General features: G+C 66.1%; 15 protein-coding genes. 9 read left to right on the top strand and 6 right to left on the bottom strand.

What is annotated here, in order from left to right; genetic code table 11:
- The 6 genes from HBE63_RS19010 to HBE63_RS19035 all read left to right on the top strand — a co-directional run bounded on the left by HBE63_RS19010 (window position 1) and on the right by HBE63_RS19035 (window position 4,655).
- The gene (locus HBE63_RS19010) at window positions 1-324 is read left to right on the top strand and encodes a hypothetical protein (RefSeq protein ID WP_166906130.1); all 324 of its coding nucleotides are present in this window, start codon (window positions 1-3) and stop codon (window positions 322-324) included.
- Window positions 325-344: 20 nt separating this feature from the next.
- Window positions 345-824, top strand: coding sequence for an LppP/LprE family lipoprotein (locus HBE63_RS19015; protein ID WP_243858154.1), 480 nt, complete (start codon window positions 345-347; stop codon window positions 822-824).
- 69 nt (window positions 825-893) lie between these two features.
- On the top strand, window positions 894-1,457 hold the full coding sequence (locus HBE63_RS19020) for a hypothetical protein (RefSeq protein WP_166906132.1): 564 nt from the start codon (window positions 894-896) through the stop codon (window positions 1,455-1,457).
- The gene (locus HBE63_RS19025) at window positions 1,454-2,800 is read left to right on the top strand and encodes a peroxidase (RefSeq protein ID WP_166906133.1); all 1,347 of its coding nucleotides are present in this window, start codon (window positions 1,454-1,456) and stop codon (window positions 2,798-2,800) included. The genes HBE63_RS19020 and HBE63_RS19025 overlap by 4 nt, the downstream gene beginning before the upstream one ends.
- The gene (locus HBE63_RS19030) at window positions 2,797-3,813 is read left to right on the top strand and encodes a hypothetical protein (protein WP_166906134.1); all 1,017 of its coding nucleotides are present in this window, start codon (window positions 2,797-2,799) and stop codon (window positions 3,811-3,813) included. The genes HBE63_RS19025 and HBE63_RS19030 overlap by 4 nt, the downstream gene beginning before the upstream one ends.
- The gene (locus tag HBE63_RS19035) at window positions 3,813-4,655 is read left to right on the top strand and encodes a bile acid:sodium symporter family protein (protein WP_166906135.1); all 843 of its coding nucleotides are present in this window, start codon (window positions 3,813-3,815) and stop codon (window positions 4,653-4,655) included. Before HBE63_RS19030 ends, HBE63_RS19035 begins: the two co-directional genes overlap by 1 nt.
- Here HBE63_RS19035 and HBE63_RS19040 read toward each other — a convergent pair.
- The 3 genes from HBE63_RS19040 to HBE63_RS19050 all read right to left on the bottom strand — a co-directional run bounded on the left by HBE63_RS19040 (window position 4,585) and on the right by HBE63_RS19050 (window position 7,734).
- The gene (locus HBE63_RS19040) at window positions 4,585-6,849 is read right to left on the bottom strand and encodes an AAA family ATPase (RefSeq protein ID WP_166906136.1); all 2,265 of its coding nucleotides are present in this window, start codon (window positions 6,847-6,849) and stop codon (window positions 4,585-4,587) included. The two genes, HBE63_RS19035 and HBE63_RS19040, sit on opposite strands and share 71 nt — an antisense overlap.
- A 63-nt stretch (window positions 6,850-6,912) precedes the next feature.
- On the bottom strand, window positions 6,913-7,323 hold the full coding sequence (locus HBE63_RS19045; RefSeq protein WP_166906137.1) for a hypothetical protein: 411 nt from the start codon (window positions 7,321-7,323) through the stop codon (window positions 6,913-6,915).
- Between the two features lie 162 nt (window positions 7,324-7,485).
- Entirely contained in the window at window positions 7,486-7,734 is a 249-nt protein-coding gene (locus tag HBE63_RS19050; RefSeq protein ID WP_243858156.1) for a hypothetical protein, read from the bottom strand.
- Window positions 7,735-7,865: 131 nt separating this feature from the next.
- On the opposite strand from HBE63_RS19050, the gene HBE63_RS19055 reads away from it, so the two are divergent.
- Window positions 7,866-8,705, top strand: coding sequence for a family 16 glycosylhydrolase (locus tag HBE63_RS19055; protein ID WP_166906138.1), 840 nt, complete (start codon window positions 7,866-7,868; stop codon window positions 8,703-8,705).
- 11 nt (window positions 8,706-8,716) lie between these two features.
- On the opposite strand, the gene HBE63_RS19060 is transcribed toward HBE63_RS19055, so the two are convergent.
- Complete coding sequence (locus HBE63_RS19060; protein WP_166906139.1) at window positions 8,717-9,331, bottom strand: LGFP repeat-containing protein; 615 nt, start codon at window positions 9,329-9,331, stop codon at window positions 8,717-8,719.
- Window positions 9,332-9,435: 104 nt separating this feature from the next.
- On the opposite strand from HBE63_RS19060, the gene HBE63_RS19065 reads away from it, so the two are divergent.
- Window positions 9,436-9,744 (top strand): GNAT family N-acetyltransferase, encoded by a 309-nt coding sequence (locus tag HBE63_RS19065; RefSeq protein WP_166906140.1) that lies wholly within the window; start codon window positions 9,436-9,438, stop codon window positions 9,742-9,744.
- Between the two features lie 21 nt (window positions 9,745-9,765).
- On the opposite strand, the gene HBE63_RS19070 is transcribed toward HBE63_RS19065, so the two are convergent.
- Window positions 9,766-10,371, bottom strand: coding sequence for a TetR/AcrR family transcriptional regulator (locus HBE63_RS19070; protein ID WP_166906141.1), 606 nt, complete (start codon window positions 10,369-10,371; stop codon window positions 9,766-9,768).
- A 93-nt stretch (window positions 10,372-10,464) separates the two neighbouring features.
- Between HBE63_RS19070 and HBE63_RS19075 the strand changes: the two genes are divergently transcribed.
- Window positions 10,465-11,673, top strand: a complete 1,209-nt coding sequence (locus tag HBE63_RS19075) for a S9 family peptidase (protein ID WP_166906142.1) — start codon at window positions 10,465-10,467, stop codon at window positions 11,671-11,673.
- On the opposite strand, the gene HBE63_RS19080 is transcribed toward HBE63_RS19075, so the two are convergent.
- Window positions 11,664-12,806, bottom strand: a complete 1,143-nt coding sequence (locus HBE63_RS19080; protein ID WP_166906143.1) for a zinc-binding dehydrogenase — start codon at window positions 12,804-12,806, stop codon at window positions 11,664-11,666. The genes HBE63_RS19075 and HBE63_RS19080 overlap by 10 nt on opposite strands.
- Window positions 12,807-12,816: the final 10 nt, after the last annotated feature.

Raw genomic sequence — 12,816 nt, forward strand, 5'->3', positions numbered from 1 at the left:
ATGACAGCCCTGATCCCCACCCGACACCTGATCATCACCGCCTGCTCCGCGATCACGGTCATGGCAGCGGCCACTGCGATCGCCGCCCCGCCCGCACCGTCGGCCGTTCTGGCCGCCTGCGCGAACGGCGAGGACAACGACACCTACACCGGAAGTTGTGTTCCTTACCTGGTACCGAACTCACCTAGCGGAAACAGCCTGTGCCCGCCGGGGGTCACCGGCACCGAATGCGGGTCCGCAGAGATCCGGTCAGGCCCGACTACACCCGTCACGCCGACCGGTCCGGAACAGCAACTCGAAGACGTGAGCACTCCGGACTTCTGATGGTTGTGTGGACCGACAGATTGCCAGTCGCATTGGCAGGCTCGGTGCTGTGCGCCGGGCTGGCGATCGCGCCGCCGGCTGCCGCCGTACCGGGCAAGTGCGGAATCAACCCGTCCGCTCCCCAAATTGCAGCCGCAGCACAACATCTCGCGCCTTACCCGGGGACGAACTGGCGGTGGTCGGCCGACCCGCGCATGGTCGAGGGCAATTTCAATCCGTGCGCCACGCTCTCGACCGCACTGGTGACCGTCGAGGGAGCAACCGGCAGCTCCCCCGTGACCGCCCTGATGTTCCACCACGGCGACTACCTCGGCACGGCGACATCGAAGGCCTACGGGTTCACCTCGCTGAACACCGCTCGGACCGCCGACGACACCGTCGTCCTCGACTACAAGACCCCGGGTGCCTGCAACGCCTGCCCACCCGCCGCCGTCACAAGTGTTCGCTACCAATGGCAGGGCGATCACGTCGCCATGCTCGATCCGCCGCCGCCGGGCTGATGTCCGGCTGAGGCGTTTCCCCCGAAATGGGGGACGACGTGCGGTCGCCGCGCTCATAATCTCGTTGCTATGGCGCACAACGGAAACAACGATTGGACCGAGCCCGCAGCTCTCGCCCTCCCCAAGGAGGGCTACTTCGAACTGACCCGGGGGCGGTACGGCCCGGTCTATCCCCGCACCCCGGCCTGCTACGGCTTCAACATCATCGCCAAAGTGCTCGACGGCCACGAGCAGGCGATCCGCGACTACGGCAAGCAGCTCGAGGCGGCCGTCGCCGCGCAACCCGACGTGCTGGCTCCGCTGAAGCTGCACTACCTGCGCTGGCAGCTGTTCGACGTCGGCTCCGGTCTGCATTTTCAGTACCAGGGCATCTTCGACACCGACTTCGACAAGTACACCGAGGACGCCGTCAAACTGTTCAGCTCGACCGGCATCACGACGGCGTTCACCCACCTGGAGGGCTTCCCGGAGGACTGGAAGACCAACCCGGAGGCGTTCATCATGTTCGTCCGCGACCACCAGGTGCCCAGCTTCCTGGAGTACGGCGAGTATCCGTACGTCACGTCCGAGGAGATCAAGAAGGCCTTGCGGCTCAAGGCCGCGTTCTCCGACATGCTGGATCAGATGCAATGACAGCACTCGAATTCGACGACATCCAGCACATCATGCTGACCGGGACGCCCCACTTGACCGGTCGGTACGAGTTCCTGTCCTTCGACACTCCCGAAGCGGGGCGCGCCTGGCTGGCCGAGATGGTGCCGCTCGTGCAGTCGGCCACCGACGTCCGCGAGACGGTCAATGTCTTCAAGCGTTGGGTCAACCTTGCCTTCACCTGGAATGGGTTGCGCGCATTGGGAGTTGACGAGGATTCGCTGGCGAGTTTCCCGGGCGAGTTTCAGGAAGGCATGGCGTCGCGGGCCGACATCCTCGGGGATACCGGTGCCGCCGCGCCCGAACACTGGCGGCACGGGCTCGCGGAGGACGATCTGCACGCGATCGTCATCCTGTTCGCCCGCGACGAGGAGGAGCGCGTGCGGTGCGTCGGCGAGCACGACGCCCTGCTGGCCCGCTGCCCCGGTGTGCGGTCACTGTCGCATCTGGATCTGGCCGCCACGGCTCCGTTCGAGTACGACCACGACCACTTCGGGTACCGCGATCCGGTATCTCAGCCGCAGATGAAGGGTTCTGGCGAGGAGCTGATACCCGGCGCCGGCGGGGTACTGGCACCGGGAGAGTTCCTGCTGGGCTATCCGGACGAGGAGGGGTTGGTGGCGAATCAGCCCACACCCGAGGTGCTTTCGCGCAACGGGAGCTACCTCGCCTATCGCAGGCTGGAGGAGCACGTCGGGACCTTCCGCGACTACCTGAAACAGAATGCTGAGGGCGCCGAGGGTGAGGAGCTACTGGCCGCGAAGTTCATGGGCCGCTGGCGCAGCGGTGCACCGTTGGTGCTGGCACCCGAGCACGATGACCCAGAACTCGGTGCGGATCCGATGCGTAACAACGATTTCGATTACGGAAAGATGGATCCGCACGGCTATGCCTGCCCGCTCGGCTCCCACGCCCGCAGGCTCAACCCACGCGATACCGAACCGAATCCCAATCGGCGCAGGATGCTCCGGCGCAGCGGTACCTACGGGCCGGCGCTGCCCGAAGGCGTCGCCGACGACGGGGTCGAACGCGGTGTCGGGATGTTCCTGATCTGCGCCAGCCTGGTGCGTCAGTTCGAGTTCGCTCAGAACGTCTGGATCAACGACACCTCGTTCAAAGATCTGGGCAACGAACACGACCCCATCTGCGGCACCCAGGACGGCACGCTGGACTTCAAGATTCCGAAGCGGCCGATCCGTAAGGTGCACAAGGGGTTACCCGCATTCACGACGCTGCGCGGAGGCGCGTACTTCTTCCTGCCCGGCCTGAATGCGCTGCGCTACCTCACAGACCTCGGGACGCCAAGAAACAAGGTGACACCATGACCACACCCCTTGCATACGCCCGCACCTACAACCAGGCCCACATCGTCCGGCCGCGCAACGGCAAGCGACGCGTCAGCATCTACTGGTCGTGGAGCTACCCGTGGGAGGTCCAGCGCGACCCGGCACTGATGTACAACCGGTTCTCCACGGTCACCGAGGTACGCCTGGCCACCTGGCCGGCCTACGAAACGCCCGAGTACAGCCCCAAAGAGTTCCTGCAGGGCATCGACGGAACGCTGGAACTGTTCCACCGCTCTTCCTTGTCATTCCAGGACGTCGCCGGCGAGGCCACCGGACATCCGGTGGCGGTGTTCCAGCGGGTCGACCAGGCCGGGTACCGACTGCCGATCGACGAACGCATCCTGGACGACACGGACACCTTGATGATCTTCGGCCTGGACCACCTGCTCGGCGACGAGGCCGCCACGGAAGAAGAGATCGCCGCGATCCAGCAGTGGTTGAAGCGCGAGGGCACCTGCCTGATGCTGGCACCGCATCACGATGTCGGGTTCACCGACGACAAGGACCAGCAGCAGATGGAGTACCTGCACCACGGAGATCCGCTGACACCACGGATCCAGCGCTTCAGCGGCTACGCCCGGTCGCTGCTGACCGGACTGAACATCCCGGTGCACAACACCTGGGGCCTGCGTCCTGCCACGGTCGAGGGCACCAGACAGATTGTGCCGCTTACCCGATTCCACGATCTGGACTCGACCGGCCTGTTGAAGGACGTGACGACGCTGGCCCTGCATCCGCACCTGCCGCACTATGAGCTGACCGCGCCCGAGGGGCCGCACCTCAGAGTCCTGGGGCGGCAGTTGATCGACCAGACCCGGCCGCATCCGTTCACGTTGGCCGGCAACACCGAATTCAACGCACTCATCCACATGCCGCCGTCCGGTGACCGCGCCGGTGACATCGTGCTGGTCGACTCCACCCACTTCACGACCCTCTTCGGCGCCAGTGACAGCCTGAAATCCTTCTGGCGCAACCTGGTAACGATGGCTTGATGGGGGCCGATATCAACGATCTCCTCTTGCAGGGGTCGAATATCGCCGTCGTCTTCTTCGTCGTCTCCAGCACCCTGGCCGTCGGTCTGGGCTTGACCGTCGGTCAGATTCTGGCCCCGCTCAAGAACATTCGCGTGGTTGCATTGGCGCTCGCGGCCAACTTCGTGCTGGCACCACTGGCCGCGTTCGGACTGTGGCGGATGTTCGATCTGGACGACCCGCTCGGGATCGGACTGCTGTTGTGTGGGCTCGCGGCCGGCGCACCGTTCCTGATCAAGCTCGCCGAGTTCGCGAAGGCCGACATGGCCTTCGCGGTGGGCCTGATGGTGCTGTTGATGGTCGTCACCGTGGGATACGTGCCGCTGATCCTGCCGATCTTCGTCTCGGGCACCGCGGTCAACCCCGCCCAGATCGCGATGTCCCTCGTGGTGCTGATGCTCATCCCGCTGGCTGCGGGCCTGCTGCTGCGGGCCCGCGGTCCCGGCGCGGCCGCCCGCCTCCAACCCGTCATCGCGAAGGTCTCCACCGTCAGCATGATTCTCGTGATCGCGTTCACCATCGCCGCCCATTTCACCAGCGTGCTGTCAGTTTTCGGCACGTTCGGCATCCTGGCGGCCATCGTGTACACGGTGATCTGTGCCGGGATCGGTTGGCTCATGGGCGGCCCCGGGGTACGGGAGGTACTGGCACTGGGAACCGCTCAGCGCAACGCCGCAGCGGCATTCGTGGTCGCCGGCCAGAACTTCGACGATCCGAAGGTGGTCGTGATGATCACCGTGGTGTTGATCGTTGAGTTCCTGATGCTGTTGCCGTTCTCGCGGCAGCTCGCGCGGTCTCGCTGAGCAGGCCGAGCCGGTCGGCCTCGGCCACCGCCGCGGCGCGGGAGGAGACGGCGAGCTTGCGGTAGATGGACTTGGCCTGGCTCTTCACCGTTTCCCGGCCGATGACGAGCTCATCGGCAATGCGCTGCAGCGACAGATGCGTGGCCAGATGAGGTAGCAGCCTGAGCTCGGCCGTCGTCAGCGACGGCCGAGCGCCACGGGTCGCCCGGGCTACCGAGAGCGCCCGAATATGTTCCAGCCCTTGCCCGATGCCGATGGCCTCGGGTTCGCGCCGATAGGCCCGTTGCGCCGCATCCAGGTGTCGGTCACACAGCTCGGTGTCGTCGATCTCCACAGCGGTGCCGGCCATCAGCACATGGGCCATCAGCGCGGTGCGGGCAGACAGATCGCCCAGCCGGTCGACAAGCCGCTCTGTGGCGCGGACGGCCGAGCGCGCCCCGGCCACGTCACCGTGCCGGGCCCGGACCAGCGCGTCGACGGCGTAGACCACCACCATCGGCACCATGTCGGACAGGTCCCGTGAGTCGACGATCGAGCGCGCGGCCGCCGCGTGTTCGACAGCAGCCGGCAGATCGTCGTCGCCGAGATCCAGAGCGGCGAGATGCGCCAGCGCGGCGGCCTGAAACCCCGGGAGGTCCTCGATCACCGGAAGAGCCGATTCCAGGGTGGCCCGCGCCCGCTCGGCTTCGCCGAGCATGGCCAACGCGGCGCCTTTCATCGTCGTCGCCGCGCCCCACCATGGGTTGACCAGGTGATCGCCTGCGCCACAGACCGTTTCAGCATGGCGAATGACCTCCCCTACCCCGCCGACACCGACCAGCGAGCCGATCAGGGCCGCGGCCACCTCGACCGAGGGTGTGCTGTCGGCGAGCGGTACACCCGAATCGGCTGCAGCGGCGGTCAACAACGACCGCTGAATCAACTCGGCGTCACCGGACATCACGCCCAGCCAGGCCCTCGCGATCGAGGCGTCGGGATAGTCGGTGAAGGTCTGCTCATCGATCAGGCTGAGCCGCCGGGCCAGAACGCCGACGCGGCCGTCGAAGCCCAGCCGCACGGCGTCGATTCCCACCAGCGCGGCGGCCTGGGCGCGGTCGTCGGCGGCCAGCGCCTGGTTGAGCGCGCCGTCGACGTCACCCGCTTGAGCCAGCCGATCTGACGCCCTGGCTGCCAGCGTTCGGAACCTCTCCGGATCATTCTCACGCAACCGCGCGCGTAACAGGTCACCGAAGAGCTGGTGATAGCGGAACCAGATGCCTCGGTCATCAAGGGAAACCAGAAACATGTTGCCCGAGTGGGTGATTGCGTCGAGCATCGCGGCCGAATCGGTACGTTCCAACAGCACGTCGAGTTCGTCGGCGCAGAAACGGTCCAGGATCGCTGATTCCGTCAAAAAAGTGACGGTATCGGATTCGAGCTGACTGAGCACCTCCTCAACCAGATAGTCGGCCACCAGCCGGTGCCGACCGGTGACTGCCTCAGCAGGTGCGCCACCGCGCAGCGCCAACGCCGCCATCACCACACCGGCCGCCCAGCCTTCACAGTTGTCGAGAACCCGTGCGATCGTGGCCTTGTCCATGCCGGCACCAAGGGCCGCGAAAGCAGCCGCACCTTCGGACCCGGACAGCTTCAGTTCCGGAATTCCGATCTCGAAGACATAGCCCTGCAGTCGGCGTCTCGCCAGATCGACCGCGGGTACCTGTCGGCCGACCAGCGCCAGCGTCGTCGAATTCGGGGCCAGGTCCACCACTGCGCGCAGGGTGTCGACGGCTGCGCTCGCCGACAACTCGTGAACGTCGTCCAGCACCAGAACGACGGGTCCGCAGCTTTCGAGCGCCTTGACGAAGGCCGACACCAGCTGGCCTTCGGCGCGGCCCGCGCCCTGTAGGTAGTGCAATACCGCGGGATCGACGGGCTTGGCCTGGTTCAGTGCCGTGGCCAGGTGCAGCAGCAGGTGCGCGGGGTCGTTGTCGAGATTGTCGAGCCGCGCCCACGCAAACGCCCGTTGATCGGCGTCGTCCCACTGCTCGACCACGGTGGTCTTCCCGTAACCCGCGGGCGCGGCCACCACGACCAGCCCGGTGCGGTCCTGTAGGCCGCGGGTCACTCCTGGGCGGGGAACACCTGCGCGTGCGGTCGCCGGCCGTCCGACGGTCGCCACAGGGATGTGCACCGGCCAGGATCCTGCTCCCACTTGCGCATCGTAGGTCAGAGGTCCAGGACCGTTGCGCGCTCAGAAATGCCGGCGAATCTCTGGCTAGGGCAGCCTGGTCAGGGTGAACGCGAACCGGTCGCTGCGCTCAGAAGGACCGCAATCGCTCGCTTCCCAGGTGGCGAATCCGGTGCCGGTCAGTGTTTCGGCGTCCCAAGAGAGTGTGCGTGAGGCGGTGAGAGGGGTGCCCTCACAGGTGCCGGCGTCGGTCCACGGGCTCACCATCGTCCAATCCCCGTTGTCCAGGTGCGCCTGACCGCCATACGGTGCCCACGTCGCGCCGCCGGTGGCCGCCACATCAGCGCATCCCGAGCCGCACGACGTAATGGTCCAGGTGCTCCACGTCGAGGGGCCGTCGTGGTCATAGCGATAGCTGCCGTTGAGGTCTTCGGCGGCGGCCGGGCCCGCCAAACCGACAGCCGTTCCGGCCAGAACCATCGCCGGAACAATGCCCATGACAAGTCTCACGTTCGTACCCCCTGAAGTCGCCCCGACGCGGTCCCAAAAAAATTGACGCGCAGAGCATCGCACACGAACATGCCTTGGGCACAGTGCGATTGACATATGCGTGGCCTGGATCGCCACTGCTGAGAGGACGCGACTTTGCTGCGATGCCGGCTAGTCCCGGGATTCGACCAAGCCGACGCTACGGGCGTTGCCAACTACACCTTCCCAGCTGATCGCCACAGCCGCGACCACGGTGATGGCGGTGGCAAAGCCGGCGAGCGAGGCCAGCACCGCCGCCCACTGCCCGTTGATGGCTACGCCGAGCAGGGTGGCGACGAACGCCCCGACGACTACCAGCGCAGCAGTCAGCGCACCGGGCCGCCCGACGGAGCGGCGCAAGGATTCGATCGGCGTGGTCACGTAACCCACTGTCCCGTCGCTAGCTGAGGAGAGTTGAAGCGTTCGCTATGGGAACCCTCTGAACCGTCCGCAGTGCCGGCAAAGCCGCTCAATCCCTACTCGCGCACGCTGCACGGCTAAGGTGGTCCAACATGGCCAACTTGGATCGCCGAAAAATGATGATGTTGTCAGGTCTGGGCGTGATGGCGGCGGCAATACCCGCCCCACAAGCCCAGGCCCTCCCGACCAAGCCCCAGACACCGCCTGTTCCCGCGCCGTCGGCGCCGCAGGCCACGATGAACTACGTGTTCGCGGACGAATTCGACGGGGCCGCCGGCTCAGCACCGAACGGGTCGAAGTGGACCATCGCGAAGGCCCGCGAGACCATCAAGGACCCCACTTACTGGGAGCAGCCCGGCCGCATCGGCCAGTACCGCGATGACCGTAAGAACGCTTTCCTCGACGGCAAGGGGAATCTTGTCATCCGGGCCACGAAGGAAGGCGACGCCTACTACGGCGCCAAGCTGGCGAGCGTGTGGGAGGGCGGTGCCGGGCACACCTGGGAAGCCCGGATCAAGTTCAACTGCCTGACGCCAGGCGCCTGGCCGGCCTTCTGGCTGGGCACCCTCGGCGAGGGCGAGCTCGACATCGTCGAGTGGTACGGCAACGGCAAATGGCCGTCGGCCACCACCGTGCACGCCAAGTCGAACGGCGGCGAATGGGAGACCCACAACATCGCCGTCGACACCGGCTGGCACACGTGGCGCACCCAGTGGGACGCCACCGGTGCCCGGTTCTGGCAGGACTACACCGAAGGTGCGAAGCCCTACTTCGAGGTCTCGGCGAGCCAGCTTCCTGATTGGCCGTTCAGCCAGCCCGGTTACACGATGTTCGTGGTCTTGAACCTGGCGGTCGCAGGCTCCGGTGGAGAAGACCCCAGCGGCGGTACCTACCCGGCCGACATGCTCGTGGACTACGTCCGCGTCTGGTAACCGCGCCAGCGCTACTTCGGCGTGATGGTCTCCGCGAACGTGCCGTCACCCTTGTTCAGCCAGCTGATGGTGCCGTGCTGGAATTCGGTGACCCAACCACCGTTGGCAACATCCGGACCACCGGCCGTCTCATCCTCGTCTTCGGTGGGGAAGCCCAGCTTGCCCGCCGGACCGCCGTTGGCGGTGTAGACCCGCAGGATCTCGCCCTGCACCACGTGCGCACCGGTCGACGGCGACGAGAAGATGGTGCCGTTGGCGAAAGCCTGCACCGTGCCGTCACCGACCTTCTCCGGTTGTGCTGTCGGTGGGCCCAGCCTGGCCTCACCGCCGGCATCGGAGTACTCCTCGGCAATGGGCGCGTCGAGTACCACCTCCCCGACACCTGGAGCGTTCACCGTGCTGGGTGCACCTTCCATGGCGGACGAGACCGCACTCGAGGCGGAGGTGGCCCCTTCCTTTGCCTTGCTCGTGCCGGCATCGACGGCCGACGACGCGGCGCTCGTGGCACTGGACATAGCGTCCTTGGTGTTGTCTTTTGCTTCCTGCGAGCACGCAACGGCCGCCGCCCCGGTGAGGGCGAAAGCTGCAGCTAGCGCGCCTGCGCGTTTCATCAGCTCTGGATTCATTTTCCGAACGTAACAAAGACGACAACGCCTCGTCAGCAAACGTCGGGATCCCAAGTCCCACACCGTCCGCGGCTATCGTGGGCGTAATGGCGAATGGAGGGCGTATGAGTTCCGGGACCCAACTCGACCGCACCGGTGCTGCGACCAGCGTTGCAGAACACCCCGACCGGTTCACGATCGACGTCGACGGCCGGACGGTCGGGCTCGCCGATTACCACGACCGTGACGGCCGCCGAGTCTTTCCGCACACCGAGGTTGAGCCGCGGTACCGTGGCCGCGGGCTGGCGACGATCCTCATCGCCGAAGCCTTGCGTTCGACCCGCGCCGCAGGGCTGCGAATAGTCCCCACGTGCTGGATGGTGGCCGAGTACATCGACAAGCATCCGGAGTATGCCGACATCACGGACCGGTGAGACGGCGACCTGTCCGCAATTTCAACGCTGCGCGTCGGCAGCCACCAGCAGCAGGATGGCCTCGGTGAGCCGATCCAGGTAGTCGTCGTCGGCGTTCATCTGCATGACCGACTGGCGCCAATAGAGCGCTCCCCCGATCATGTCGAGCGCGACGTCGATATCGGCGTCGTCGGCGATCTCGCCGCGCTGCCGGGCCCGCTCAAACAGCTGAGCAGCCTTGTGCCGGCGGGGTTCTCGGATCTGGTCGGCGATCGTCGCGGCGTAATCAGGATCGCGGGCGGCCTCGGCGAGCAGGTCCGGGATGATGGTGCGGGCCAGCCGATGCGTGAGCGCCCCGCGCCCGTTCTGCAAGTAGGCCCGGATATCCGCCCGTAATGTCCCGGTGTCGGGGACATCGATCGCTGCGACAGCCACCTTCGTCACAAGGTCGACGGCCAAGTCCTGCTTCGACTTCCAGCGGCGGTAGATGGCAGCCTTGCCGACGCCGGCGCGTTTCGCCACGGCGTCGACCGACAGCCGTCCGTAGCCGACGGCGGCCAGCTCCTCGAAGAACGCCGACTCGATCGCGGCGGTTACGTCGTCGAGGAGGACGGGACCGCCCGAGGTCCGGCGCGTTGCTGTGGCCACGGGCCGATTGTACGAGACGGAACGGTTGCGTTCCGTTTGAATCGGTTCTATCGTAATCGAGACGATGCAGTTCCGTTTCGTTAAGGAGAAGCCATGAAATTCCTGTTCGACGACGAGTCGTTCTCGTTCGAAACGCTCCGCGCGGCCGGTTACGCCAATGCCGGCGGCGCCGATCTGGGCGAGATCCTGGTCACCGCACGGGCCATCCCCGAAGGGGATGAATCGGCCTGGCACCGCGAATGGAAGGCCACCGCGCAACGGGTCGAGGCGCTCGGCCGCCAATCGCTGGCCGCCGGTCGCACGGTCAGCGCGCGCGAGGCACTGCTGCGGGCGTCGAACTACTACCGCACCGCCGAGTTCTACCTTCGCGAAAAACCTGCCGATGATCCCGAGGCCAAGGAACTGTTCAACCGCTCACGCGAGACGTTCCTGGAGGCAATGGCGTTGTTCGACTTCGGTTTTGAACGTATCGCCGTCCCGTACCAGGACACCACACTGCCCGGGTACCTCTATCTCGTCGACGACTCCGGGCTCCCCCGACCCACCGTCATCTTCAACGGTGGATACGACTCCACGCTCGAAGAGTCCTACGTCGCGCTCGCCGCCGGGGCCCTGGTGCGCGGGTACAACGTGCTGGCGTTCGACGGACCCGGCCAAGGCGCGGCACTACGCGAACAGGGCCTGACCTTCCGGCCCGACTGGGAGGCGGTACTGACCCCGGTGGTGGATTTCGCCCTCACCCGCCCCGAGATCGCGCCCGAGGCAATCGCCGTCTTCGGCTACAGCCTGGGCGGCTATCTGGTCGCCCGCGCGGCCGCCTTCGAGAAGCGGCTCGCCGCAGTGATCCTCAACGACGGCGTCCACGACTTCCACGCGGCATTGGCCAACATGATGCCGCCGTTCCTCGCCGCCTGGATCGACGAAGGCAACGACGAAGCCGCCAATGCGGTGCTCGGGCTACTGATGGCGGTGAATACCCAGACCCGCTGGGCCGTGCGAAACGGACTGTGGACCTTGGGAATCGACTCACCTGCCGACCTGGCGCGCGCCTTCAGGGCGTACACGATCGCCGACGTGGCCGACCAGATCACCACCCCGGCGCTGGTGCTCGACGCCGAGAACGACCAGTTCTTCAAGGGCGAGCCCGCACGGGCCGCCGAGGCGATGGTCAACTCCAAGACCACGCTGGTGACGCTCTACGAAGCTGACGGCGCCGGCGAACACTGCCATATGGGTGCCGCATCGCGTACGAACCAGGTCATGTTCGACTGGCTCGACGAGCAGTTGAGCACTCAGGCTTGAGGGGTTACCAAATATTTCTCGCCGGTGGCCTTCTTGAGGTAGTTGTGAAACACGTCGGGCTTGAGCATGTCAGCCAGTGAGACCTCTTGTGTGTAAGTGCTGGCGAACGTCGTGGTGAGTTCCGCGGCGACGCGGGCGCGCAGCTGGGCAATGGTCTCCGGGCCGGCGCCGGCGAGAAACGGGGTGAGCAGCCAACCGCCGACGCCCCAGGCCATCCCGAAGTTGCGGGTCAGGACGGTGGGGCCGGTGTCGAGACTGCCGTAGATGTACACCTGCTTGTGGACAGCGGACCCGTATCGGGAGTACTGGGTGGCGGTCGCGTTGGCGGCCTGCTCCATGCCGTTGAGGATCTGACTCGCCAAGGTGCCGCCACCGGTGGCGTCGAACGCCAGCGTTGCCGACGTCGCCTTGAGGGCCTCGACGAGATCAGCCTCGAATGACGTTGACGCCGAGTTGCACACATGCTCCGCGCCAAGGCCGCGCAGGATTTCCTCCTGCTCGGCCTTGCGGACGATGTTGACCAGCGGCACCCCGTCGGCGAGGCAGGCCTTGACGAGCATCTGGCCCAGATTCGACGCCGCAGCCGTGTGCACCAGCGCCGAATGTCCTTCGCGGCGCATGGTTTCCAGCATGCCCAGCGCGGTGAGGGGGTTGACGAAAGACGATGCCCCGTCCTTGGCTGTGGCGCCGTCGGGCAGGACCAGACACGCCGCGGCGTTGACCACGCGGTACTGCGCGTACATGGCGCCGCCGGCGACCCCCACCGTCTTGCCCAGCAGTGCTTGCGCCTGCGCCGATTCCCCGGCCGCCACCACGGTGCCCGCGCCTTCGTTGCCGACCGGGAGCGAGTCGCCGACGCGTACCGACAGACCGGCCAGCGCCCCTTCTCGCAGCGGCGCGGTGACCACGGGACGGTCCGGAGTACCTGTGACCGTCGCCGCCGACATGTCGGCGGCACTGGGAATCAGCAGGCCCAGGTCCGACGGGTTGATCGGCGACGCTTCGACCCGGACCACAACTTCGTCGGCGTTCGGCTTTGGCACGGCCACGTCGTGCAGTGATAACTCAAGCGTGCCGTCAGATGTCACCAGCGACCGGAGTTCCAGAGCGGTCGCGGGTAGTTCCTCGGTCATGCTTGAACAC

This window comes from Mycobacterium sp. DL440, assembly GCF_011745145.1.
Lineage (GTDB): Bacteria > Actinomycetota > Actinomycetes > Mycobacteriales > Mycobacteriaceae > Mycobacterium.

Bases quoted from the DNA above. Each gene is read 5' to 3' on its own strand.
- HBE63_RS19010 (WP_166906130.1), top strand. From the start codon at position 1: ATGACAGCCCTGATCCCCACCCGACACCTGATCATCACCGCCTGCTCC.
- HBE63_RS19020 (WP_166906132.1), top strand. From the start codon at position 894: ATGGCGCACAACGGAAACAACGATTGGACCGAGCCCGCAGCTCTCGCC.
- HBE63_RS19025 (WP_166906133.1), top strand. From the start codon at position 1,454: ATGACAGCACTCGAATTCGACGACATCCAGCACATCATGCTGACCGGG.
- HBE63_RS19030 (WP_166906134.1), top strand. From the start codon at position 2,797: ATGACCACACCCCTTGCATACGCCCGCACCTACAACCAGGCCCACATC.
- HBE63_RS19035 (WP_166906135.1), top strand. From the start codon at position 3,813: ATGGGGGCCGATATCAACGATCTCCTCTTGCAGGGGTCGAATATCGCC.
- HBE63_RS19045 (WP_166906137.1), bottom strand. From the start codon at position 7,323: ATGGGCATTGTTCCGGCGATGGTTCTGGCCGGAACGGCTGTCGGTTTG.
- HBE63_RS19055 (WP_166906138.1), top strand. From the start codon at position 7,866: ATGGCCAACTTGGATCGCCGAAAAATGATGATGTTGTCAGGTCTGGGC.
- HBE63_RS19060 (WP_166906139.1), bottom strand. From the start codon at position 9,331: ATGAATCCAGAGCTGATGAAACGCGCAGGCGCGCTAGCTGCAGCTTTC.
- HBE63_RS19065 (WP_166906140.1), top strand. From the start codon at position 9,436: ATGAGTTCCGGGACCCAACTCGACCGCACCGGTGCTGCGACCAGCGTT.
- HBE63_RS19075 (WP_166906142.1), top strand. From the start codon at position 10,465: ATGAAATTCCTGTTCGACGACGAGTCGTTCTCGTTCGAAACGCTCCGC.
- HBE63_RS19080 (WP_166906143.1), bottom strand. From the start codon at position 12,806: ATGACCGAGGAACTACCCGCGACCGCTCTGGAACTCCGGTCGCTGGTG.